Raw genomic sequence first — 22,407 nt, 5'->3', positions numbered from 1 at the left:
CTGGAGGCTCCACCACAGTGCCGTTGAGCGGAACTGGAACAACGGCATGGCCCGTGAACTGTCGGAGGCTGAGCGGACCGTGCTCCGTCACGTCCTGTCCGATCACCCGCTCCTCCAGGCACAGGTCGACAAGGCCGAGGTGGTCCGCCCCCGGGCGCCAGGGTCGACCAGCATGGATCTGCACGTGCCGGCCGGCAGTCCGCCGTGCGGCGACCTACCCAGCCCGCTCTCGTTCCCGGAACCGCCCACCGCCCTGCCGGCGGTGCACCGGATCGGCGAGCACGATGGCGACACCTCGGGCAGCGCATGACCTGAACACCCATCCCTTCCCAGGCGGCCTGACGACGGCCCGGGAAGGTCGACTCACTTGATGTGCATGCCCGAAATGGCCCTGGCCACCACCAACCGCTGGATCTCCGAGGTCCCCTCGAAGATGGTGAAGATCTTGGCGTCACGGTGCATCCGCTCCACCGGGTGCTCGCGCGTGTACCCAGCCCCACCCAGGATGTGGATCGCGCGTTCCGTCGCCCACACCGACACCTCGCCGGCCTTGAGCTTCGACATCGACCCCTCACCAGCCGTGAACGGAACGTTGTTGCGCCCCATCCACGCCGCCCGCCACACCAGCAGCCGGGCCGCGTCGATCTCCATCTTCATGTTCGCCAAGTCGAACGCGATGGCCTGGTTCTCGATGATCTTCCGGCCGAACGCCGAGCGGTCCTTCGCGTACTCCAGCGCGTACTCGTACGCCGCCCGCGCGACACCGACCGCCATCGCGCCGACCGTCGGCCGGGTCGTCTCGAACGTCGCCATCGCGGCCTGACCGCCGGCCTTCTGCCCCTCACGGGCACGCGCCAGCCGGGCGTCCAACCGTTCCTTCCCGCCCAACAAGCAGCGACCGGGCACGCGCACGTCGTCCAAGAACACGTCCGCCGTGTGCGAAGCCCGCATCCCGTGCTTCTTGATCTTCCCCGGCGACGACAGCCCCGGCGTGCCGGGCGGGATGACGAAGCCGGCCTGGCCGCGCGATCCCAGCGCCGGATCGACCACCGCCGTCACCACGTGGACGTTCGCGATGCCGCCGTTCGTCGCCCACGCCTTCTGCCCGTTGAGCACCCACTCGTCGGTGGCCTCGTCGTGCACGGCCCGCGTCCGGTACCCCGCCACGTCGGAGCCGGCCTGCGGCTCGGACGCGCAGAACGCCGCCAGCTTCGGGTCGTCCGCGCTGCCGTAGCACTGCGGCACCCACTCGGCCAGCTGCTCGGGCGTGCCGGACGCGAAGATCCCCGCCGCCGCGAGACCCGTCCCCATCAGCGCCAACGCGATCCCGGCGTCACCCCAGAACAGCTCCTCCGTCGCGATGGGCAACGTCAGGCCGACCGGGTCGGCGAACCACGTCGCCAGCGACTCGAACCCGTACAGGCCGATCTTCGCCGCTTCCTGGATCACCGGCCACGGCGTCTCCTCCCGCTCGTCCCACTCGGACGCCGCCGGCCGCATCACGTCCTTCGCGAAGCCGTGCACCCATGCGCGCAGGTCGACCTGGTCCTCGTTCAGCTCCAGCGAAAAGCCGCCCATGATCCCCTCACGCCTTCGGAATGTCGAACAGGGTCATGAACCCGGCCGCGAACCCGAGGTCGCCCTTGACCTTGAGCTTGCCGGTCATGAACAGCACCGGCGCGGACGCGTTGCCGGTCGCGAGCTTCAGGAACTCCACCGGTCCCAACGTCACGGTCGCCCGGGGTTCACGGGTCTCGCCCTTGTTGATCGTGCACGTGGCGTCCTCGATGACCGCTTCGTACACGTCCTCCGAAGAGGCGCCGCCGGTCAGCCGGAAGTGCACGACGGCACGAGTGGCGCCCGCGCGGTCGGTGCGGAAGTGCGCCTCCATGCGGCGGAACACCTCGTCCAGCACGCGTTCGCGCAGACCGGGCCGGGACGTGACGGCCTCGACCTGCTCCTTGGAGGCGCGCGAGATGATCCGCGCGAAGTTCTGCGCGTCCATCTTCGCCAGGTCCAGGTCGGCGCCGCCGTCGGCCAACACGCCGAGCGCTTCGAGCAGATCCGCGAACTCGTCCTGGCCGAGCTTCTTCGGGTCGATGCCGCGCGCGATCACGTCGATGTCGACGTCCTTCAGCGCCGGATCGCCCGGATCGACCTGCTGGAGCGTGGAGATCAGCTCCCGAGGACCGAGTTTCGCGACCGCCTCGGTGGTGAGGTCGATGGTCATGTGAGACACCTCCGCTACCTACTGCGTGGTAAGACTACTGATGAGTAGGTAAGGCGGCAAGGGGCTCGGAGTAATGTTGTCGCAGCCATCCAGGGGGTGCGATGCACGCAGAGCAACCAGTCCGCTCGGGTCGGGCCAAGAGACTGCCACGCGCCGTGCGCGAACGGCAGATCATGGACGCCGCGGTGGACGTGTTCTCGCGGTTGGGGTTCCACGCCGCGTCGATGGACGAGATCTCCGAGGTCGCCGGCATCTCGAAACCCATGCTCTACGCCTACCTCGGCTCCAAGGAAGAGCTGTTCGCCACCTGCATCCGCCGTGAGGCGACCCGGATGATGGAGGCGATCTCGGAGGGCGTCGAGGCCGAGGAGCCACCGGACGTCCAGCTGTGGAGCGGACTCCGCGCGTTCTTCGGCTTCGTCGGCGCGAACCGGGCCGGCTGGCAGGTCCTGCACCGCCAGGCCTCGTCGCAGGGCGGCCCGTTCGCCGCGGAACTGGCCGACATGCGCGGCCGGGCGATCAGCCTGGTGGCGGCGCTGCTGGTGCACTCGTCGGACTTCGCCAACGTGCCGCGCGCGGGCGACAAGGAGGCCGAGTCGCTGGCCGCGGCCCTGGTCGGGGCGGGCGAGTCGCTCGCCGACTGGTGGCTCGACAACCCCGAGGAGCCGGCCGGTGTGGTCGCCGCCCGGCTGATGAACCTGGTCTGGATGGGGTTCGGCGACCTCGTGGCGGGCGACGTGTGGCACCCGCCGTCGCGGAGGACCGAGCACGCCGCGGAAGACGCCTAAGGCCGTCGGAGCGCGCTGATCACGCCCTCCAGGTGCGGTCGGCGCGACCACAGCGCGAACCTCCAGCCGTCACCGGTGGGCGAAGCCGAGAAGTCGACCTTCCCCGGCAGCGGGATCGGCGCCTTGAACCGCACGTCCACGTCGTACGCGTCGGGCAGTCGGCCTTCGAGCGCGGCCAGGCACCGCGCCTTCGACCACATCCCGTGCGCGATGGCACGGGGGAACCCGAAAGCCTTGGCCGCCAACGCGTGCAGGTGGATCGGGTTCCGGTCGCCGGACACGTCCGCGTACCGCCGTCCGAGGTCACCGGGCAGCCGCCACCGAGCCGTCGGGACGGGTGGTTCCGAGACGTCCCGCCCGGATGTCGAGCCACGGCTCCGGCGGAGATAAGTCGACACGTCGACCCATGCCTCCTCACCGTCCACGGACACCGCCGTCACCACGTCGAACTGCTGCCCGCGCTCGTGCGGCCTGAGGTTCGCCAACGCCACGTGCAGCGACAGCGGCTCGGACACCGACAACGGCCGGCGCTGCGTGATCCGGTTGGCCACGTGCACCAGTCCTACCAACGGGAACGGGAAGCCCGGCCCGGTCATCAGCCGGAGCTGGAGCTCGAACCCGAGCACGTGCGGGTAGGTGATCGGCAGCTCGTCGCGCACGCCGAACCCGCACACCTTGGCGTACCGGGCCACGTGCGCCCGGTCGACCATGACTTCGGCGTCCGAAGAGGACTCCGGCAGAGCGGGCTCCGACGCCGTGCCGCGCCGGGTGAACCCGGTCAGCACGGCCTTGGCGTACAACGAGGTCAGGTTCGCCATCACGCCCCCAGCAGGCTCTGCCCGCACACCCGCACGACGTTGCCGTTCACGCCGCCCGACGCCGGGTGCGCGAACCACGCGATCGTCTCGGCCACGTCCACCGGCAGCCCGCCCTGCGACATGCTGTTCATCCGCCGCCCCGCCTCCCGGATGAACAGCGGCACGGCGGCCGTCATCCTCGTCTCGATGAACCCCGGCGCGACCGCGTTCACCGTGGCCCGGCCCGCGACCCGCCCGGACAGCGAGTCGACCATGCCGATCACACCCGCCTTGCTGGTGGCGTAGTTGGTCTGGCCGACGTTCCCGGCGATGCCCGCGATGGACGACACGCCCACGATCCTCCCGTTGGGCCGCAGGGCGTCCGCCGCGAGCAGCGCCTCGTCGACCCGTTCCGGCGCGGCCAGGTTCACCGTGGTCACCGCGTCCCAGCGGTCCTCGTCCATCCGCCCGAGCGTGCGGTCCCGCGTGATGCCCGCGTTGTGCACCACGACGTCCACACCCCCGTGCCGCCGCACGAGGTGCTCGACGACCCGCGCCGGCGCGTCGGACGCGGTGATGTCGAGTTGGAACGCGGTGCCGCCGACCCGGTTGGCCACCGCCGACAGGTCCTCGCCCTGCGCGGGCACGTCCAGGCACACGACGTGCGCGCCGTCGCGGCCCAGCACCTCGGCGATCGCCGCGCCGATACCCCGCGACGCGCCGGTGACCAGCGCGACCTTCCCCGCCAGCGGCCGGTCCCAGTCCTCCGGCGCCACCACGTCGGCCGCACCGATCCGGATGACCTGCCCCGACACGTACGCGGACCGCCCGGACAGCAGGAACCGCAGCGTCGACTCGATGGCGCCCTCGGCGCCGGGTGCGACGTGCACGAGCTGCGACGTGCCGCCCCGCTTGAGCTCCTTGCCGACGCTCCGCGTGAAGCCCTCCAGCGCGCGCTGCGCGACCTGGGACTCGGCCTGCTCGGGCGGCGTGCCCAGGACGACCACCCGCCCGCACGGCCCGAGCGCCCGGATCACCGGCTGGAAGAAGCCGTGCAGCTCGCGCAGCCGCTCGACCGAGTCGATCCCGGACGCGTCGAACACCAACGCCCCGTAGCGGTCGCCCTTCTCGGCCAAGCCGCCCGTCTCGACCACGTCGAGCCCCATCGACCGCCCGACCGCGCCCACCGGTTCCACCAGCCGACCGCTCCCACCGAGCAGCACGGGGCCGTCGAGCGGAGGCTGGGTGGGTGAGTGCCGGCGCAGCGGGTACGGGTCGGGCAAGCCCACCTTGCCCACGACGAACCGCCCGAGGGCGGACCTGGCGAACGACTGGTACCGATCCATGCGCACCATCACACTCCCTACTTGCAGGTAAGTCTACTGGGGAGTAGGTAACATTGGTCCCACCACGCCCACCACCTGGAGGACGACATGGCCCGTGTAGCCATCCTCGGCGGCAACCGCATTCCCTTCGCCCGCTCGAACGGTCCCTACGCCACAGCGTCGAACCAGGACATGCTCACCGCCACTCTGGACGGCCTGGTGAGCCGGTTCGGGCTCCAGGGCGAACGGCTCGGCGAGGTCGTCGCGGGCGCGGTCCTCAAGCACAGCCGCGACTTCAACCTGGTCCGCGAGGCCGTGCTGGGCAGCAGGCTGTCCGCCGAGACGCCGGCCTACGACATGCAGCAGGCGTGCGGCACCGGCCTCCAGGCCGTGATCGCGGTGGCGAACAAGATCGCCCTGGGCCAGATCGACGTCGGCATCGCGGGCGGCGTCGACACCACCAGCGACGCGCCGATCGGCGTGAACGAGGACCTGCGCGGCGTGCTGCTGGAGTTCAACCGCGCCCGGAGCGCCGGCGCGAAGGTCAGGGCCGCGTTGAAGCTGCGCCCGAAGCACGTGGTGCCGGACGTGCCGCGCAACGGCGAGCCGCGCACCGGCCTGTCCATGGGCGAGCACGCCGCGATCACCGCCCGGGAGTGGGGCATCCCGCGCGAGGACCAGGACGAACTGGCCGCCGCCAGCCACCGCAACCTCGCCGCCGCGTACGAGCGCGGGTTCTTCGACGACCTGGTCACGCCGTTCCAGGGGCTCACCCGGGACCAGAACCTGCGGCCCGACTCGTCGGTGGAGAAGCTGGCGGAGCTGAAGCCGGTGTTCGGTCGCGGTGAGGGGGCGACGATGACGGCGGGCAACTCCACGCCGCTCACCGACGGCGCGTCGGCCGTGCTGCTGTCGTCCGAGGAGTGGGCCGCCGCGCGGAACCTGCCGGTGCTCGCCTACCTCACGTTCACCGAGACGGCCGCGGTCGACTACGTGCACGGCGGCGAGGGCCTGCTGATGGCGCCCGCCCACGCCGTGCCGCGGATGCTCGCGCGGGCCGGGCTCTCCTTGCAGGACTTCGACTTCTACGAGATCCACGAGGCGTTCGCGTCCCAGGTCCTGGCGACGTTGAAGGCGTGGGAGGACGCGGACTTCTGCAAGGGCAAACTCGGGCTCGACGGCCCCCTCGGCGCGATCGACCGGTCGAAGCTGAACGTCAACGGCTCGTCGCTGGCCGCCGGGCACCCGTTCGCGGCCACCGGCGGGCGGATCGTGGCCACGCTGGCGAAGCTCCTCGCCGAGCGCGGCTCGGGTCGGGGTCTCGTCTCGATCTGTGCCGCGGGTGGCCAGGGGGTTACGGCGATCGTGGAGCGGTAGGCCGATCACTACTCCGAACGGGTGTTAGTCGTAACACAACGCGTTCTCATTCCGTTTCCAATGCATGAACCACTCACGGCTCTTCGCCGCAGTCGTGCTCGTGGCGGCATCCTGCGTTGCCTGCGGGGAGGCGTCCCGCGAAGCCACCACCATTCGCATCGGCGTCACCGCGTCGGCCAACGAACCACGCGTCGAGCTCACCAGGACGGTGGTCGACCGGCTGTCGGCCGCCGTCGAGAACGGTGTCACCCGGGTCGTCGTCTACCGGCAGGGTGACGCCGCCGGCGGCGCGTACTCGGACGAGGACTTCACCGTTCGGGACGGCAACGCCGTGGAGACCGACTCGGCGCTGCGCCGACTGGGCTTCGAGCAGAACTTGAACCGGCTGACCGGCCGGCTCGCGCAGATCGGCGGCACCAGTGCGCGGCTCGACCCGCTGGCAGTGCTGGCGGACATGGCCTCCGCGTCGGGACCGGCGGTGCTCGTGCTGCAGAGCAGCGGGTTGCAGACCACCGACCCGATCGACCTGACCCGGCTCGGCCTCGACCTGGACATCCCCGCGGTCGTCGAGTCGGTGCCGGACGACGCGCTGCCGGAGTTGACGGGCAAGGACGTGATCTTCTCCGGGCTCGGCCAGGTGACGGGCGCGCAGAAGGCGTTGCCGCCCGGCGCGCGAGCGGCGTTGGTCGACCTGTGGATGGGCATCTGCGCGAAGTTCAAGGCGAAGAGCTGCACGCACGACACGGAGCCGGTGGCCGGCGGCGCGCCCATCGGCCGGGGCGAGGTGCCGACGGTGGACCTCGGCGAGGTCGTGAACCACGCCGCGCTGGTGCACCTGCCCAGCTCGGTGCTGTTCAAGGCGGGCAGCGCCGAGCTCGCGCCGGGCGCCCGGGAGGCGCTGGAAGAAGTGGCGAAGAAGTTCGACGGCCGCACCACCGCGCGGGTCATCGCCCGCACCGCCAGTTCTTCGTCGGCCGAGGCGGCGGTCGACCTGACCCGGCGGCGTGGTGAGCGGGTGGTGGCCGAGCTGGTGGACCTGGGCGTCAGCCGGTCCGCGTTCGTCGAGGTGGTCGGCGCCGGCTTCACGGCACCGCTGGCCGTCGACGTCGACAGCGCGGGCGACCTGATCCCCGCTGCCGCGGCCCGCAACCGCTCCGTCGTGGTCGAGCTGGTCGAGCCCAGGACCAGCGGCTGATGCCGGCCGCGCGGTCCGCGGGTCCTCGGCCCAGCAGAGGAGCCGGCCGAGGACTCAGTCGGGGGACTCAGTCGAGGAGCGTCCACGTGGCCGTGCAGCGGACCGTGACCACGATCTGCTGGGCCTCCAGGTTGAGCTGGTCCACCTGCGGCGGCACGCCGGGTGAACCGCCGTACCCGGCCGCCATCATCCGGTTCGACTCGGCCGCCCACATCTCGGCGTCGCCGTCGGTCAGCCGCTGGAGCGGGCCGAGCCGTGCCCCGAGGGCTTCGGTGTAGCCCTCGGCACGGCGGCGCGCGTCCACCACGGCCTCGCGCTGCGCCTCCCGGACCGCGTCCGCGTCGTCCTTGACCTGCCACGTCGGCCCGTTCAGCCACGTCGGTTCGGCCGCCACCAGGGCGGCCAGCAGGTCGTCGAGGCCGCTGACGTCGTCGGTCCGGATCACGTAGTTCTGCGCGGCACGGCTGCCGGAGCGGCGCTTGCCGTCCCAGTTGTCGTGCACGTTGAGCTGCCGCGACCGCACCTCGACCCCCGGCCGTGCGAACGCGGGCTCCACCCCGGCGATCCGCGCGGTCAGCGCGGCCACCGCCTCGTCGCGCGTCGAGCCCGTCGTCTCGAAGCTCACCGTCACCTCGGCCCGGTCGGCGGTCCGCTCGACCTTGCCGACGCCCTTCGTCACCACCTCAGCCATGACGCCGACGCTACCGGCCATCGCCCTCGATAGCGCTGTATAGCTTTTCCTTTAGATAGCCGGATACCCGACGACACGGCGCGTGTATTGGATCGGTCGTAGACACCTCGATACCGTCCGAGGATGGACCCGGTGCGCAACCCGTTCGCTCCCGGCGCGGGCCAACGGCCACCTGAGCTGGCGGGACGGGACAAGGAAGTCGGCGCGTTCGAGGTGGTGCTCGAACGGGTGGCGCGCGGTCGGCCGGAACGCAGCCTCGTGCTCACCGGGCTGCGTGGCGTGGGCAAGACGGTGCTGCTGGGCGAGCTGCGGTCCATGGCGGTCAAGCGCGGGTGGGGCGCGGGGAAGATCGAGGCACGGCCCGAGGCCGGGCTGCGGCGGCCGTTGTCGGCGGCGCTGCACCGGGCGATCCGCGACCTGGCCGTGCGGCACCGTGCGCCGGACCGGGTGGAGGCGGTGCTCGGGGTGCTGAAGGCGTTCGCGCTGCGGGCCAACCCCAGGGACGCGAAGCTGCGCGACCGGTGGCAGCCGGGGATCGACGTGCCGGCGGCCGTCGGCCGGGCGGACTCCGGCGACATCGAGATCGACCTGGTGGAGCTGTTCACCGAGGTCGCCGAGCTGGCGCAGGACGTCGGCACCGGCGTCGCGCTGCTGGTCGACGAGATGCAGGACGTGCGGGCGGACGACGTCTCGGCGTTGTGCGCGGCGTGCCACGAGCTGTCCCAGTCCGGCGCGCCGCTGGTCGTGGTCGGCGCGGGGCTGCCGCACCTGCCCGCCGTGCTGTCGGCGTCCAAGTCGTACTCGGAGCGGCTGTTCCGGTACGTGCGGATCGACCGGCTGTCGCGGGAGGACGCGGACCGGGCGGTGCTGGCGCCGGTCGACCGCGAGGAGGCGGGGATCGAGCCGGAGGCGCTGGACGCGCTGTTCGACGCGTCGGGCGGCTACCCGTACTTCATCCAGGCCTACGGCAAGGCGGCGTGGGACGCGGCGCCCGCCGACCCGATCACCGCGGTGGACGTGGCGGTGGCCGCGCCGGAGGCGGACGCCGAGCTGGCGGTCGGGTTCTTCGGGTCGCGGTACGAGCGGGCGACGCCGGCCGAGCGGGAGTACCTGCGGGCGATGGCCGAGCTGACCGACGGCAAGGACGCGGGCGTGAACACCGCGCAGGTGGCCGACCACCTGGGGCGCAAGCCGTCGTCGTTGTCGCCCGCGCGGGACAGCCTGATCAAGAAGGGGCTCGTGTACTCGGCCGAGCGGGGGCAGATCGCGTTCACCGTGCCGCACTTCGGCCGGTTCCTGCTCGGGCGTGAGGACTAGCGCTGACCTGCGGTTGTACGTCCGCTTCGGTCGCCTTGCGTGGTCTGGCGCGCACGCTGGGGAGTTGGCCTGACCGCGTCCGGTCCGGAAGGTATACGCCAGGCGAATCAACGGGGGATTCCGGGTGACGGCCGACGATTCGCCGGTATGTGCGGCATCTCACCGGAAAATCGGGTGCTTGGGCCGTGGTCAGGGTGCATACTTGAGGCACACCACCGAAGAAGCACTGTGAGAGGGATGAACCCCCGATGAACTTCACTGCGAAGCTCCGCGCTCGTCGTGTCGAGGCTCGCAACCGCAAGGCTGTCGCCCGCGCGATCGACATGGCGTCCACCCCGGCCATGCGGCACGAGCTGATGGCGATCGCCCAGGCCCAGGTGTCGTCCCTCCGCTGAGGGCGATCCCCCGGCGCGCGTGACGACCACCCGATCGACACCGGGTGCGCGCCCCGTCGTCCGCGCACCGGCGAGGGGAACGGCAAGGCCCTGCCGCACCTCCCGCGCGGCAGGGCCTTTGTCACCATCAAAACGTGATCTGGGTCACGCACCCTATGGGGTGTAACAGTCCACGATCGTGTATCGATGTGTCAGTTGACCCCGCGATGCTGTCGGACCCCCGACCTGGCAGCACCGCGGGGTTTCCCATGCCCCGGCTAGCTGGTGGTGGCCGAGCCGTTCCAGGTGTCGTCCGTCCTGCGGGCGCGCCTGATCATCACTTGCTCCCCCTGAATGGTCATTCCATCCCCCATGTGGACAACACCATCGTGCCACCGGGGTCTGACAGTTTCTCGGACGTTTGCTGAGAGCATGAACCGATGACGCCTCCGCTCCTGGTCGTGGACGCGGCCAACGTCGTCGGCTCCGTCCCGGACGGCTGGTGGCGCGACCGGGCCGGCGCCGCCACCCGGCTGCGCGACGACCTGGTGGAAGTCGCCGAACAAGGCCTGCCGACCCTCTCCGGTCCGCTGGAAGTGGTCCTCGTGGTCGAGGGCGAGGCCCGTCACGTCGAGTCGATCCCCGGCGTCCGCGTCGTCCCGGCCCCCGGCTCCGGCGACGACACGATCGTGGACGTGGTCCGCGCCAACCCCGACCGCCCCCGCACCGTCGTCACCGCCGACCGCGGCCTCCGCGAGCGCGTCACGGCCCTCAATGCCGCAGTCCTCGGCCCCCGCGCAGTCCGCCGCACCCGCTGAGCGGCCCGGCGCCGCAGTGGGGCTGCCGTCCACATCCTGGACGCGGAACTGGGTCGGTGTGCGAGTCGTGTTGACTCCCGACGTGACGACCGCTCAACGCCGCCGCGCCCGTGTCCGCGCCCCCGAGTTGGTGGGCCGGGGCTGGCTGAACACGGGTGGCCGGGAGATCAGGCTCAGCGACCTTCGGGGCAAGGTCGTGCTGCTGGACTTCTCGTCCTTCTGCTGCCAGTAGGTCAACTCCTCCAAGTGCTGTGGTGTCGCCGACAGGCATTCGCGAACCCAGGACAACCGTGCCCTTCGTTGCCCAACACGTCGAGCAGGTCGTCCACTGATCGCGGAGCACGGCGATAACGGGAGACCTGCCGCCGCAACGCCGAGTGGACTGCGTCCGGGAACAGGTCGAGTTGGTCCTGTAGGAAGTCGTCCTGGTGCACGGCTACGACGTCGTACTCCCGGAGCGCGCTCTCTGGGAAGTCCTTCAAGTTCTCGGTCACCAGAACCTCGGCTCCTCCTCGGACAGCTGCGGCGAGGACGTGCCGGTCCTTGGGGTGGTTCTCCATCGAGTCGATCAGGTGCTCGTAGCCCAGAACCTGGGCGTCGGGGAAGTGGCGGCTCATTTGGTCGATGCGGTGGGCCACCTGTTCCGCTGTCGCACCGCGCTTGCGCAGGTTGCGGTCGAGTTCGATGAGCACACCCTCAGACCAGAGCGGTCGGTAGACCCGGCACTCGGCGACGCTCAGAAGCGTGTCGCACAGGTAGGGCTTGAGCAGTACGCAGGTGTCGAGGAAGACGGGGAACAAGAATCACCTGTGCTCGTCGGTCGGCATCCGCTCAAACGGCGTGTCCAGGGGCAGGTCGTACAAGCCGCCCTCCTCACCGGCCCGCACCATCTCGTCCAGACCGACCGCACGTGCCCGGCGGGCGCGTTCCTGGTACGCGAGCAGGTCGGCAAGTCGGACCCGCCGATGCCGGTTCGGCTGCTCGTACGGAATCTCTCCCGCTTCGAGCAGCCGTACCAGGGTCGGCCGTGAAACACCGAGCAGTTGCGCGGCCTCGCTCGTGGTCAGGATGGTGTGCTGGGGTGCGACGGTGATCGCCAACCCCTGGGACATGGCGGCCACCACGCTGCGGAGCACGTCGAACACTTCAGCCGGCAGGTCCAGCCGAGTGCCGTCCGGGGCGAGCAGTGCTGCGGTTCCGCCACCTGGGCGGGCCAACGCCGCGACCCAGGACGACAGGGCTTCCGAACTCGCAGGCGGCAGCAGTGTGCGTTCTCCCATGGTCGCTGTCATGTAGCCACAGTAACGCGAAACGAACAAAACGAAAGATCCTTCATCCACATGGTGGACGCGGAAATAGGTCGGTGTGCGAGTCGTGTTGACTCCCGACGTGACGACCGCTCAACGCCGCCGCGCCCGTGTCCGCGCCCCCGAGTTGGTGGGCCGGGGCTGGCTGAACACGGGTGGCCGGGAGATCAGGCTCAGCGACCTTCGGGGCAAGGTCGTGCTGCTGGACTTCTGGTCCTTCTGCTGCATCAACTGCCTGCACGTCCTCGACGAGCTGCGGCCCCTCGAAGCCGAGTTCGCCGACGTCCTGGTCACCATCGGCGTCCACTCGCCCAAGTTCGTGCACGAGGCCGAGCCCGCGGCCCTCGAAGCGGCGGTCGAGCGGTACGCGGTGGAGCACGCGGTGTTGGACGACCCCGAGTTGACGACGTGGCAGAACTACGCGGTGAAGGCGTGGCCGACGCTGGTGCTGGTCGACCCCGAGGGGTACGTCGTGCACGTCGCCGCGGGCGAGGGCCACCTCGACGCGCTGCGCCAGGTCGTGTCCGAGATCGTCGCCGAGCACGACGCGAAGGGCACCCTCCACCGCGGCGACGGCCCGTACGTCGCGCCGGCACCGAAAGCCACCGCGCTGCGCTTCCCCGCGAAGGCGGTCCTGACCGGCGCCAACACCCTCCTGGTCAGCGACTCCGCGCACCACGGCCTGGTCGAGCTCGACCTCGACGGCGAGACCGTGATCAGGCGCATCGGCACCGGCGAACGCGGCCGGCGGGACGGCCTGCGCCCCACGTTCTCCGAACCCGCTGGCATCGCGCTCCTCCCCGACGACGTCGCGGCCCGGGTCGGCTACCACGCCGTCGTCGCCGACACGGTCAACCACCTGCTGCGCGGCGTCGACCTGGACACCGGCGAGGTCACCACCATCGCCGGCACCGGCGAGCAGTGGCGCGACGGCGACACCGACGGCCCGGCCGACCGCATCCACCTCACCAGCCCGTGGGACGTCGCCTGGTGGGAACCCGCCGGAGGAGTCGTCATCGCCCTCGCGGGCAACCACACCCTCGGCCTGTTCAAGCCGCTGGAACGCCGCCTCGAACGCCTCGCCGGCACCACCGTCGAAGGCCTGCACGACGGCCCGGCCGACCAGGCCTTCTTCGCTCAGACCTCGGGCCTCGCGGCCGACGGCGACGCGCTCTGGCTGGTCGACTCGGAAACGTCCGCCCTGCGCCGCCTGGACGCCGACCGCACCGTGCACACCGCCATCGGCAAGGGCCTGTTCGACTTCGGCCACCGCGACGGCCCGGCCGACCAGGCGCTCCTCCAGCACCCGCTGGGCGTGACGGTCCTGCCCGACGGCGGGATCGCCATCGCCGACACCTACAACGGAGCCATCCGCCGCTACGACCCGGCGACCGGCGAGGTGTCCACCCTGGCCACCGACATCGCCGAGCCGTCCGACGCGGTCCTGGTGGACGGCGAGCTGGTCGTCGTCGCCTCCGCCGCGCACCGCCTCGAACGCCCCGTCGCCCCCGGCACGAGGCTGGTCAGCGGTGACGCGCACAAGGTCCGCCGGCCGCCGTCGGAGATCGCGCCGGGCGACCTGGAGCTCGCCGTCGTCTTCACCCCGCCGAGCGGCCAGAAGCTGGACGACCGGTACGGCCCGTCCACCCGGCTGGAGATCACCAGCTCCCCGCCCGGACTGCTGGAGTCGGGCGCGGGCGTCGGCACCGACCTCGTCCGCACGCTGCGCGTCGCGGAGGGCTTCACCGAGGGCGTGCTGCACGTCGTCGCCCAGGCCGCGAGCTGCACGGACGACCCGGCGGTCGAGCACCCGGTGTGCAAACTGGCACGTCAGGACTGGGGTGTTCCCGTCCGTGTGGTAAGAGGTGGACCTCACCGGCTACCCCTGATGATGGGTGGCCTCGACCACGACCACTAGACTCTGCCGGTGCCCGATGTCAAGCTTGAGATCCAGATGCTGCACGACCGCGTGATGGTGCGGATCTCGTCGGAAGACGGCGAACGTCGCAGCAGCGGTGGCATCGTGATCCCGGCGACCGCGCAGATCGCGAAGCGGTTGGCCTGGGGAGACGTGCTCGGCGTCGGCACGAACGTACGGCACGTCAAGGTCGGCGACCGCGTGCTCTTCAACCCGGACGAGCAGTTCGAGGTCGAGGTGCAGGGTCAGACCTACCTGGTCATGCGGGAACGCGACGTGCACGCCACCGCCACGGAGCGGACGGACCACGGGACCGGGCTTTACCTGTGACATCTGTGGTGGAACCCGTGAGTCCGGCGCGCCCGTGACCTGCGTGTGACGACCGTCGGGTAAGTAGTCCCAGGACCTTGCGGAGAGCAAGAGGGGGAGCGGTGCCGGAGAACCAGCGACCGGAGTACGACGCTGAGCGGACCACGGCCATGAGGCCGGTCCGCCCGTCGGACACCGCTGCGGAGCGCACGAGGAATCTCTCCGCCGGTTCGGTGGACGAGGCCGAGTGGCCCCAGGAGGACGCCGCGTGGCCGCAGGAGGAGCCGGACGCGGACACCGACCCGGCGCCGACCGTGCGGAACGTGACCACCTCCTCGCCCGGCCAGGACAACGCGACGGCCCCCCAGGACGTCTCTCACGACGTGACGCAGCAGCAGCCGACGCGCAACGCGCAACAGAACCCGCCGGCCAGGGACGCGGACGCCACCCAGGCGATCGCGTCGGCCGGTGAACAGACGCGCGCCCAGACGCCGCCTTCCGCCGCCGAGCAGACCCAGGCCATCAACACCCCGCCCGGCGGGTTCGGCCGGCCGGCCACGCCGCCCGGTGGCTTCAACCGGCCCGCGAACACCCCTCCCGGCGGCTTCGACCGGCCCGCGAACACGCCGCCCGGCGGCTTCAACCGACCGTCGTCGCCCTCGGAGGCCACCACGGTCTTCGCCGCGCCGGTGGGCGGGCCGGAACCGGACGCCACCGTCTACGGCCCGGTGATGGTCGACGCCACCGCGCCGACCGACGAGGCCGACGCCCGCCGCAAGCGCCTGCGCAAGGGCGGCCTGATCGCCGCCGCCGTGCTCGGCGTGATGGTCCTCCTCTACGGCCTGGACATCCTCATCTCCGGCGGCGACGTGCCGCGCGGCGTGTCCGTCGCGGGCGTCGACATCGGGGGCATGAGCCGGGACGAAGCCGAGCGGAAGCTGCGCGAGGAGATCGGCCCCCGCCTGGCCTCGCCGGTGAAGGCGCGCGCGGGCGACGTGGAGACCGAGGTCGACCCGCAGGCGGCCGGCCTGGAGCTGGACTGGACCGCCACGCTGGACCGCGCGGGCAGCCAGCCGCTGTCCCCCGTCACCCGCATCACCTCGTTCTTCACCTCCCGCGAGGTCGGCTTCGCCACCCGCAGCGACGAGGGCAAGCTGGCCGCCACGCTGGAAGGCCTGCGCGCCACCACCGACCACGAGCCCGCCGAGGGCGGCATCCGCTTCGAGGGCGCCACGCCGATCGCGGTCGAGCCGAAGCAGGGCCAGAAGCTGGACGTGCCCGGCGCGTCCGAGAAGCTGCTCGCCGGCTGGGCGGACGGCGGCACGATCGAGCTGCCGGTGGCCACCACCCCGGTCAAGACGACCAAGGAGGGCGTGCAGAAGGCCCTCGAAGAGGTCGCCAAGCCCGCCACCGCCGCGCCGTTGATCATCCTCGGGGAGGGCAAGGACGCGACGCTCACGCCCGAGCAGCTGGCCACCGTGCTGGTGTTCGAGCCCGCCGACGACGGCAGCCTGACCGCCAAGGTCGACAACGCCAAGGTGGTCGAGCACGCCGGTCCGCAGCTGAAGGAGACGGAGAAGGAGGGCAAGGACGCCGAGATCGTGTTCGAAGGCGGCCGGCCCACCGTCAAGGAGTCGGTCGACGGCCTCGGCGTCGACTGGGAGAAGTCCCTGACCACCGTGCTCGACGTGCTGAAGCGCGACAACGACCGCGCCATCAAGGCCGAGTACAAGCACACGCCGGCCAAGGTGACCACCGAAGAGGCGAACAAGATGGGCATCAAGGAGGTCATCGGCGAGTTCCAGACCGGTGGCTTCGCGCCCGACTCCGGCGTCAACATCCGCGTGGTGGCCGAGAAGGTCAACGGCGCGATCGTGAAGCCGGGCGAGACGTTCAGCTTGAACAACTACACCGGGCCGCGCGGCAGGGCGCAGGGCTACGTCGACGCGGGCATCATCGAGAACGGCATCCCCGGCCGCGCGGTCGGCGGCGGCATCTCGCAGTTCGCGACCACGCTCTACAACGCGTACTACTACGCGGGCATGAAGGACGCGGGCCACAAGGAGCACAGCTACTGGATCTCGCGGTACCCCAAGGGGCGCGAGGCCACCGTGTTCCAGGACCCGGCGGGCAACAGCGTGATCGACATCAAGTTCACCAACCCGGACGAGACGGGCGTGGCGATCCAGACGATCTGGACGCCGTCGTCGCTGAAGATCGTCCTGTGGGGCACCAAGAACTACGACGTGACCGGCTCGACCAGCGCGGAGTTCGACCACACGCAGCCGGAGGAGCGCAAGGTCACCACCCAGCCGTGCTCGCCGAGCAACGGCGCGCCGGGCTTCTCCGTCACCGACACCCGCACGATCACCGACCGGCGCACCGGCGCGACCCGCTCGGAGAGCCGGACGGTCCGGTACGACCCCTCGCACAAGATCATCTGCGAGGCGAAGCCGCCGGACGCGCCGCCCGCGGGCTGACGCTCCGCGGTTCGCGGTAGCCACGAAGGGGTATCACCCGATCGTGGCTACCACAGGGCAAGAGGTTCGAAGACACCCCGCCGTGCAGTTGCTCGGGCGCGCCGGGATGGTCTGCTACGGACTGGTCCACGTGCTGCTGGCGGTGTTGACGGCGCAGGTGGTCTTCGGCGACGCGGGTGAGCGGACCGACCAGAAGGGCGCGGTCTCGACCCTCGCCCAGACGTCCCTCGGCCCGGTCCTGCTGTGGGTGATGGCGTTCGGCCTGTTCGCGTTCGCGGGCTGGCAGCTCATCATGGCGGTGTCCGGTTACGGGTGGGTGCACAAGCAGCGCAAGCGCCTGTACCGGAAGGTCGGCTCGGTCGGCCGGGCGGTCACCGGCACGGTCATCGGGATCGCGGCGATCGGCTACGCGACCGGGGCGTCGCAGAAGAGCGGCACCGAGCAGTCGCAGACCTGGACGGCGCGCGTGCTCGCGTTGCCGTTCGGGCAGGTGCTGGTCGGTGCGGTGGCGCTGTTCGTGCTCGGGCTGGGCGTGATGGTGGCGCGCAAGGGCGTGAAGAAGTCCTTCGAGGACGACCTGGACATGTCCGAGCTGCCCGACGGCAGCCGGACCCTGGTCGAGCGGCTGGGCCGGGTCGGCTGGATCGGCAAGGGCGCGTCGTACTTCCTGATCGGGATCCTGGTCGCCTTCGCCGCGGTGAACGCCGACGCGTCCGAGTCCGGCGGGATGGACAAGGCGCTGCACACGTTGGCCGGGCAGCCGTACGGGCTGTTCGCGCTGGCCCTGATCGCGTTCGGCTTCCTCGGCTTCGGCGCGTACTGCTTCGCCGCCGCCAAGGCGCACAAGGGCTGACCGAAGCCGAAGGGCGGCACCCCGACGTCGGGGGGTGCCGCCCTTCGGCTTGCCGTGCCTCGCGCTGGAAGCGCCAGAAGCGTCAGAAGGAAGCTTCGTCCACGTCCATCAGGGCGTTGTCGGTGGCCTCGGCGATCTTGCGGCGCGCGGTCAGCTCCGGCAGCACGGACTTGGCGAAGAACGACGCCACCGCGACCTTGCCCTCGTAGAACGCCTTGTCCTTGGCCGAGACCTGGCCGTCGAGCTTGGCCAGCGCCACGTCGGCCTGGCGCAGCAGCAGCCAGCCCACCAGCACGTCGCCCGCCGTCATCAGGAGGCGGACGGTGTTCTGGCCGACCTTGTACAGGTTCCGGACGTCCTCCTGCGAGCTGGTCAGGAAGCCGACCATCGTGCCGAGCATGCCCTGGAGGTCTTCCAGGCCCTGCTTGAGGAGCGCGCGCTCCTCCTTGAGGCGACCGTTGCCGGCCTCGTTGTCCAGGAACTGCTGGATCTCGCCGTTCAGGAAGCCGAGCGCCTGGCCCTTGTCGCGGATGATCTTCCGGAAGAAGAAGTCCAGCGACTGGATGGCCGTGGTGCCCTCGTACAGCGAGTCGATCTTGGAGTCCCGGATGTACTGCTCGATCGGGTACTCCTGGAGGAAGCCGGAACCGCCGAGCGTCTGGAGCGACTGCGCCAGCTGCTCGTACGCGCGCTCCGAGCCGACGCCCTTGACGATCGGCAGCAGCAGGTCGTTGACCTTCTCCGCCAGCTCCTTGTCCGGGCCGCCCAGCGCGATCTTGTCCTGCTGCGTCGCCGTGTACAGGTAGACCGCGCGCAGGCCCTCGGCGTACGCCTTCTGCAGCATCAGGCTGCGGCGGACGTCCGGGTGGTGGGTGATGGTGACGCGCGGCGCGGTCTTGTCCGTCATCCGGGTCAGGTCGGCGCTCTGGACCCGCTCCTTGGCGTAGGCCAGGGCGTTCAGGTAGCCGGTGGAGAGGGTGCCGATGGCCTTCGTGCCGACCATCATGCGGGCGTACTCGATGACCTGGAACATCTGGGCGATGCCGTCGTGCACCTCGCCGAGCAGCCAGCCCTTGGCCGGGACGCCGTGCTGGCCGAACGTCAGTTCGCACGTGGTGGAGACCTTGAGGCCCATCTTGTGCTCGACGTTGGTGACGAAGGCGCCGTTGCGCTCGCCGGTCGACTCACCGGTCTGCGGGTCGAAGTGCCACTTCGGCACGAGGAAGAGCGAGAGGCCCTTGGTGCCGGGCTTCGGCTCGATGCCGGGACCCTCGGGACGGGCCAGCACCAGGTGCATGATGTTCTCGGTCATGTCCTGGTCGGCGGACGTGATGAACCGCTTCACGCCGTCGATGTGCCACGTGCCGTCGTCCTGGAGGGTGGCCTTGGTGCGGCCCGCGCCCACGTCCGAACCGGCGTCCGGCTCGGTCAGCACCATGGTGGCGCCCCAGCCGCGCTCGATCATGATCTCGGCCCAGCGCTTCTGCTGCTCGGTGCCGTTCTGGTGCACGACCGAGGCGAAGCTCGGGCCGGCCAGGTACATGTAGGCGGCCGGGTTGGAGCCCAGGATCAGCTCGGACGCCGCCCACTGGACCGACGGCGGGATGCCGAAACCACCCAGCTCGTTGGGCAGGCCCAGGCGGTACCACTCGCCGTCCCACAGCGTCTGGTACGACTTCTTGAACGATTCCGGCAGTGTTGCCGAGTGGGTCTTCGGGTCGAAGACCGGGGGGTTGCGGTCGGAGTCGGCGAAGGAGTCCGCCAGCGGTCCGACCGCCAAGTTGTTGAGCTCGGCAAGCACGCCGCGCGCGGTGTCCTCGTCGGACTGCTCGAACGGCCCCGTGCCGAGGTGGTCCTGCACGTTGAAGACCTCGAAAAGGTTGAATTCGAGGTCTCGGACGTTGCTCTTGTAGTGACCCATCTCGTCGCTCACTCCATGCTGGTCGGGGCGGTCCCCTACTGACCGGTAACAACAGGGTATTACCTGTCAGTAACCTCGGCAAGGCCGAACGACGGGTTGTGGCGAAGCAGACGGGCGTGAGGTGCGGACTTCCCGGGCGGAAGGTTCGGTGCCCGAGCGGACGACTCGCGGTGCCCGAGCGGACGACTCGCGGGGTGTCGGGTCAGGTTTGCAGGACGCCGCCGGACAGGAGGCCGGACTGGTAGGCGAGCGACACGGCGTGGGTGCGGTCGCGGGCGCGGAGCTTGCGGAGGATGTTCTTCACGTGGGTGCGCACGGTCTCCACCGACACGTACAGCTCGCTCGCCACGGCCTGGTTCTCCAGTCCGTCCGCGATCAGCTGCAGGACCTCGTACTCCCGGCGTGACAGCGACCGCCGCGTGCCGGCCTCGGCGGTCGGCGTGAACCCGGAGGCCAGCGGCGCGAGGGTCGGGTCGAGGTACGTCCGGTCCAGGTGCGTCCGGGCGACCGCCTGCATCACCTCGGCGATCTCGGCCGACCGGGGCACCATCCCGCTCACGCCGGCGGTCAGGGTCGCGCGCACGAACTTCGCCGTCCGGTGCGGCTCCCGCACCAGCGAGATGACCGCCAGGGACGAGTCGTTGCCGGTCAGCAGGGTCGCCAGGTGACCTTGCGGATCGAGCATCGAGTCGATCAGCAGCACGTCGGGCCTCAGCCGCTCGTGCATCCGCACCGCCGTGTTCAGGTGTCCGGTGGCGCCCAGCCAGTGCATGGCCGGTGTTCGCCGGACCACGGCCGCCAGTCCTTCGCGGAACAGGGGCAGTGGGTCGACCAGGGCGATCCCCGGTCCAGGGCCTCGCCCCTCGGCGCCCGGCACGACCGGGCGCGCGTTGAGAACGGTTCGCATGCCGGTGCGACCTGCCGGCGAACCGGCCATGACGCCGATTCACCTCACTACTTTCCGTAGATGGGCGGTCTCGCTGGTCATGTACATGAACAAGAGTCACGAATGTGACTCAATGATCGCCCACGGCCTTCCGCCGGAGGCAACAGCCTCGTAAGACCTACGTCACACACCCATGTGGGACGCCGCGCACCGCCGCCCGAATCACGCGCTGCCACCCGTGGGCCGAGCACTCGTGGAGGCCTCATGGACACCCTCGACTGGGTCGTCGTCGGTGGGTACTTCTTCGTGATGGTGGCGATCGGCTACTGGTCACGCGGGCGGATCAAGAACATCTCCGACTTCTTCACCGCGGGCGGCAAGATGCCCTGGTGGTTGTCCGGCATCTCGCACCACATGTCCGGCTACAGCGCGGTCATGTTCGTGGCCTTCGCCGCCGAGGCCTACCGCCTCGGGCTCACCGTCTACATCTGGTGGGCGCTCACGATCGGGCTCGGCGTCGGCATCGGCGCGTTCCTGTGGGCCGGCGCGTGGAACAGGCTGCGCTCCAAGCACGGCGTCAAGTCGCCGCTGGAGTACCTGGCCCGCCGCTACGACGTGCCGACGCAGCAGATCATGGCGTGGGCGGGCGCGGCGCTGAAGGTGGTCGACATCGCGGCCAAGTGGGTCGCGGTCTCGCTGCTGCTCCAAGGCTTCGCGGGCGTCCCGATCTGGCTCGGCATCACGGTCGTCGGCGCCGTCACGATGGTCTACTCGGTGCTCGGCGGCCTGTGGGCCGACGCGTTGACCGACTTCGGCCAGTTCATCATCCAGGGCGTGGCGGGCATCGCGATGTTCGTCGCGGTCGCCGCGCACTTCGGCGGCATCGACTTCATGTGGAAGATCTGGGACCAGCTGCCGGAGCGGCACTCCGAGCCGCTGTCCGGCCAGTACACGCTGATCTTCTTCATGGCGCTGTTCCTGATCAAGACGCTGGAGTACAACGGCGGCATGTGGAACCTGGCGCAGCGCTACATGGCCGCGCCCACGGGTGCCGCCGCCAAGCGCTCGGCGCTGCTGTCGAGCGCGCTGTGGCTGCTCTGGCCGCTGGTGCTGTTCTTCCCGATGTGGGCGGCGCCGCTGATCGTGCCGGGCATGGAGGGCAACGCCGAGCAGGCGTACGTCGAGATGGGCAAGCTCATGCTGCCCGCGGGCATGATCGGTCTGGTGCTGGCGGGGTTCTTCTCGCACACCATGGCGATGGTGTCGTCGGACGCCAACGTGATCTCCGCCGTCATCACCCGGGACATGCTGCCCAGGCTGTGGAAGGGCGTGACGCGGCTCAGCGAGCCCGCGCAGTTGCAGCTGGCGCGGGTCACCACGTTCGCGTTCATCGGCCTGAGCATGACGATCGCGTTGACCGCGGACACCAAGGGGTTCGTGCTCAAGGTCGTGATCGCGCTGGTGGCGGCCACGATGGGCCCGATCGCGATCCCGTTGATGCTCGGCATGCTGCCGTGGTTCCGGAAGGTCGGCCCGACCGCCGCGAAGGCGTCGGTGATCGGCGGCCTCGGCACGTGGGCAGTGCTGTACGTGATGCAGCAGAACAAGGTCGAGTTCGTCACCCAAGCGGTGATCGTGTCCTGGCCGCTGCTCGTGTCGCTGGTGCTGTACCTGGCGATCGGCCTCGTGCTCAAGCCCGAGCCGTCGGCGGACCGGGACGCGCTGGTCGACTCGCTGCGGTCCGACCCGGACGAGGAGAAGGTGCCCGCGCGCACGTGACCTGTTGACCGTGGGTTCGGTCATCTCCGCCGTGCGGGCGCG

The 22,407-nt window shown here is 70.4% G+C and carries 22 protein-coding genes; 13 read left to right on the top strand and 9 right to left on the bottom strand.

Features of this window, described 5'->3' with window-relative positions; translation table 11 throughout:
- Positions 1 to 46 precede the first annotated feature (46 nt).
- On the top strand, positions 47 to 310 hold the full coding sequence (locus tag ACRAKI_RS35745; RefSeq protein WP_447004872.1) for a hypothetical protein: 264 nt from the start codon (positions 47 to 49) through the stop codon (positions 308 to 310).
- Positions 311 to 363: 53 nt separating this feature from the next.
- Here ACRAKI_RS35745 and ACRAKI_RS35740 read toward each other — a convergent pair whose 3' ends face one another.
- Together ACRAKI_RS35740 and ACRAKI_RS35735 are read right to left on the bottom strand one after the other, a co-directional pair.
- On the bottom strand, positions 364 to 1,578 hold the full coding sequence (locus tag ACRAKI_RS35740; protein WP_447004871.1) for an acyl-CoA dehydrogenase family protein: 1,215 nt from the start codon (positions 1,576 to 1,578) through the stop codon (positions 364 to 366).
- Between the two features lie 7 nt (positions 1,579 to 1,585).
- Positions 1,586 to 2,230: an SCP2 sterol-binding domain-containing protein gene (locus tag ACRAKI_RS35735; RefSeq protein ID WP_447004870.1), complete on the bottom strand. Its 645-nt coding sequence runs from the start codon at positions 2,228 to 2,230 to the stop codon at positions 1,586 to 1,588.
- Between the two features lie 101 nt (positions 2,231 to 2,331).
- On the opposite strand from ACRAKI_RS35735, the gene ACRAKI_RS35730 reads away from it, so the two are divergent.
- On the top strand, positions 2,332 to 3,018 hold the full coding sequence (locus tag ACRAKI_RS35730; protein ID WP_447004869.1) for a TetR/AcrR family transcriptional regulator: 687 nt from the start codon (positions 2,332 to 2,334) through the stop codon (positions 3,016 to 3,018).
- Here ACRAKI_RS35730 and ACRAKI_RS35725 read toward each other — a convergent pair.
- Positions 3,015 to 3,836: a MaoC family dehydratase gene (locus ACRAKI_RS35725; RefSeq protein ID WP_447004868.1), complete on the bottom strand. Its 822-nt coding sequence runs from the start codon at positions 3,834 to 3,836 to the stop codon at positions 3,015 to 3,017. The two genes, ACRAKI_RS35730 and ACRAKI_RS35725, sit on opposite strands and share 4 nt — an antisense overlap.
- Positions 3,836 to 5,161 carry a 3-oxoacyl-ACP reductase gene (locus ACRAKI_RS35720; RefSeq protein WP_447008603.1) on the bottom strand — a complete coding sequence of 442 codons (1,326 nt, stop codon included), beginning with the start codon at positions 5,159 to 5,161 and terminating at the stop codon, positions 3,836 to 3,838. The genes ACRAKI_RS35725 and ACRAKI_RS35720 overlap by 1 nt, the downstream gene beginning before the upstream one ends.
- An 87-nt stretch (positions 5,162 to 5,248) precedes the next feature.
- Between ACRAKI_RS35720 and ACRAKI_RS35715 the strand changes: the two genes are divergently transcribed.
- Both ACRAKI_RS35715 and ACRAKI_RS35710 read left to right on the top strand, forming a co-directional pair.
- Positions 5,249 to 6,517, top strand: a complete 1,269-nt coding sequence (locus ACRAKI_RS35715) for an acetyl-CoA C-acetyltransferase (RefSeq protein ID WP_447004867.1) — start codon at positions 5,249 to 5,251, stop codon at positions 6,515 to 6,517.
- A 64-nt stretch (positions 6,518 to 6,581) separates the two neighbouring features.
- Positions 6,582 to 7,712, top strand: a complete 1,131-nt coding sequence (locus ACRAKI_RS35710) for an OmpA family protein (protein ID WP_447004866.1) — start codon at positions 6,582 to 6,584, stop codon at positions 7,710 to 7,712.
- A 67-nt stretch (positions 7,713 to 7,779) separates the two neighbouring features.
- On the opposite strand, the gene ACRAKI_RS35705 is transcribed toward ACRAKI_RS35710, so the two are convergent.
- The gene (locus ACRAKI_RS35705) at positions 7,780 to 8,403 is read right to left on the bottom strand and encodes an SIMPL domain-containing protein (protein ID WP_447004865.1); all 624 of its coding nucleotides are present in this window, start codon (positions 8,401 to 8,403) and stop codon (positions 7,780 to 7,782) included.
- 123 nt (positions 8,404 to 8,526) lie between these two features.
- On the opposite strand from ACRAKI_RS35705, the gene ACRAKI_RS35700 reads away from it, so the two are divergent.
- The 4 genes from ACRAKI_RS35700 to ACRAKI_RS35685 all read left to right on the top strand — a co-directional run bounded on the left by ACRAKI_RS35700 (position 8,527) and on the right by ACRAKI_RS35685 (position 11,144).
- Positions 8,527 to 9,720 (top strand): AAA family ATPase, encoded by a 1,194-nt coding sequence (locus ACRAKI_RS35700; protein WP_447004864.1) that lies wholly within the window; start codon positions 8,527 to 8,529, stop codon positions 9,718 to 9,720.
- A 248-nt stretch (positions 9,721 to 9,968) separates the two neighbouring features.
- The gene (locus ACRAKI_RS35695) at positions 9,969 to 10,115 is read left to right on the top strand and encodes a hypothetical protein (RefSeq protein ID WP_184926356.1); all 147 of its coding nucleotides are present in this window, start codon (positions 9,969 to 9,971) and stop codon (positions 10,113 to 10,115) included.
- Positions 10,116 to 10,534: 419 nt separating this feature from the next.
- Complete coding sequence (locus tag ACRAKI_RS35690) at positions 10,535 to 10,912, top strand: NTP pyrophosphohydrolase (protein ID WP_447004863.1); 378 nt, start codon at positions 10,535 to 10,537, stop codon at positions 10,910 to 10,912.
- A gap of 82 nt (positions 10,913 to 10,994) precedes the next feature.
- Positions 10,995 to 11,144 carry a hypothetical protein gene (locus ACRAKI_RS35685; protein WP_447008622.1) on the top strand — a complete coding sequence of 50 codons (150 nt, stop codon included), beginning with the start codon at positions 10,995 to 10,997 and terminating at the stop codon, positions 11,142 to 11,144.
- 1 nt (position 11,145) lies between these two features.
- On the opposite strand, the gene ACRAKI_RS35680 is transcribed toward ACRAKI_RS35685, so the two are convergent.
- Both ACRAKI_RS35680 and ACRAKI_RS35675 read right to left on the bottom strand, forming a co-directional pair.
- A complete protein-coding gene (locus tag ACRAKI_RS35680; RefSeq protein ID WP_447004862.1) occupies positions 11,146 to 11,712 on the bottom strand; it encodes a PIN domain-containing protein in 567 nt (188 codons plus the stop codon).
- Positions 11,713 to 11,715: 3 nt separating this feature from the next.
- Positions 11,716 to 12,192: a helix-turn-helix domain-containing protein gene (locus tag ACRAKI_RS35675; protein WP_447004861.1), complete on the bottom strand. Its 477-nt coding sequence runs from the start codon at positions 12,190 to 12,192 to the stop codon at positions 11,716 to 11,718.
- 109 nt (positions 12,193 to 12,301) lie between these two features.
- Here ACRAKI_RS35675 and ACRAKI_RS35670 point away from each other — a divergent pair, with 109 nt between their 5' ends.
- The 4 genes from ACRAKI_RS35670 (at position 12,302) to ACRAKI_RS35655 (ending at position 17,779) form a co-directional block, all read left to right on the top strand.
- Positions 12,302 to 14,137 (top strand): NHL domain-containing thioredoxin family protein, encoded by a 1,836-nt coding sequence (locus ACRAKI_RS35670; RefSeq protein WP_447004860.1) that lies wholly within the window; start codon positions 12,302 to 12,304, stop codon positions 14,135 to 14,137.
- A gap of 9 nt (positions 14,138 to 14,146) precedes the next feature.
- A complete protein-coding gene (locus tag ACRAKI_RS35665) occupies positions 14,147 to 14,467 on the top strand; it encodes a GroES family chaperonin (RefSeq protein ID WP_447004859.1) in 321 nt (106 codons plus the stop codon).
- 101 nt (positions 14,468 to 14,568) lie between these two features.
- Entirely contained in the window at positions 14,569 to 16,926 is a 2,358-nt protein-coding gene (locus ACRAKI_RS35660; RefSeq protein WP_447004858.1) for a VanW family protein, read from the top strand.
- An 82-nt stretch (positions 16,927 to 17,008) separates the two neighbouring features.
- Positions 17,009 to 17,779: a DUF1206 domain-containing protein gene (locus ACRAKI_RS35655; RefSeq protein WP_447004857.1), complete on the top strand. Its 771-nt coding sequence runs from the start codon at positions 17,009 to 17,011 to the stop codon at positions 17,777 to 17,779.
- A gap of 82 nt (positions 17,780 to 17,861) precedes the next feature.
- On the opposite strand, the gene ACRAKI_RS35650 is transcribed toward ACRAKI_RS35655, so the two are convergent.
- Together ACRAKI_RS35650 and ACRAKI_RS35645 are read right to left on the bottom strand one after the other, a co-directional pair.
- On the bottom strand, positions 17,862 to 19,700 hold the full coding sequence (locus ACRAKI_RS35650; protein WP_447004856.1) for an acyl-CoA dehydrogenase: 1,839 nt from the start codon (positions 19,698 to 19,700) through the stop codon (positions 17,862 to 17,864).
- Between the two features lie 202 nt (positions 19,701 to 19,902).
- A complete protein-coding gene (locus ACRAKI_RS35645; RefSeq protein ID WP_447004855.1) occupies positions 19,903 to 20,607 on the bottom strand; it encodes a response regulator transcription factor in 705 nt (234 codons plus the stop codon).
- A gap of 243 nt (positions 20,608 to 20,850) precedes the next feature.
- On the opposite strand from ACRAKI_RS35645, the gene ACRAKI_RS35640 reads away from it, so the two are divergent.
- Positions 20,851 to 22,365 (top strand): sodium:solute symporter family protein, encoded by a 1,515-nt coding sequence (locus ACRAKI_RS35640; RefSeq protein WP_447004854.1) that lies wholly within the window; start codon positions 20,851 to 20,853, stop codon positions 22,363 to 22,365.
- Positions 22,366 to 22,407: the final 42 nt, after the last annotated feature.

It is taken from the genome of Saccharothrix isguenensis (assembly GCF_052936305.1).
Note: the sequence above shows the minus strand (reverse complement) of the source record. Positions and strands in the feature narration are given on the sequence as shown.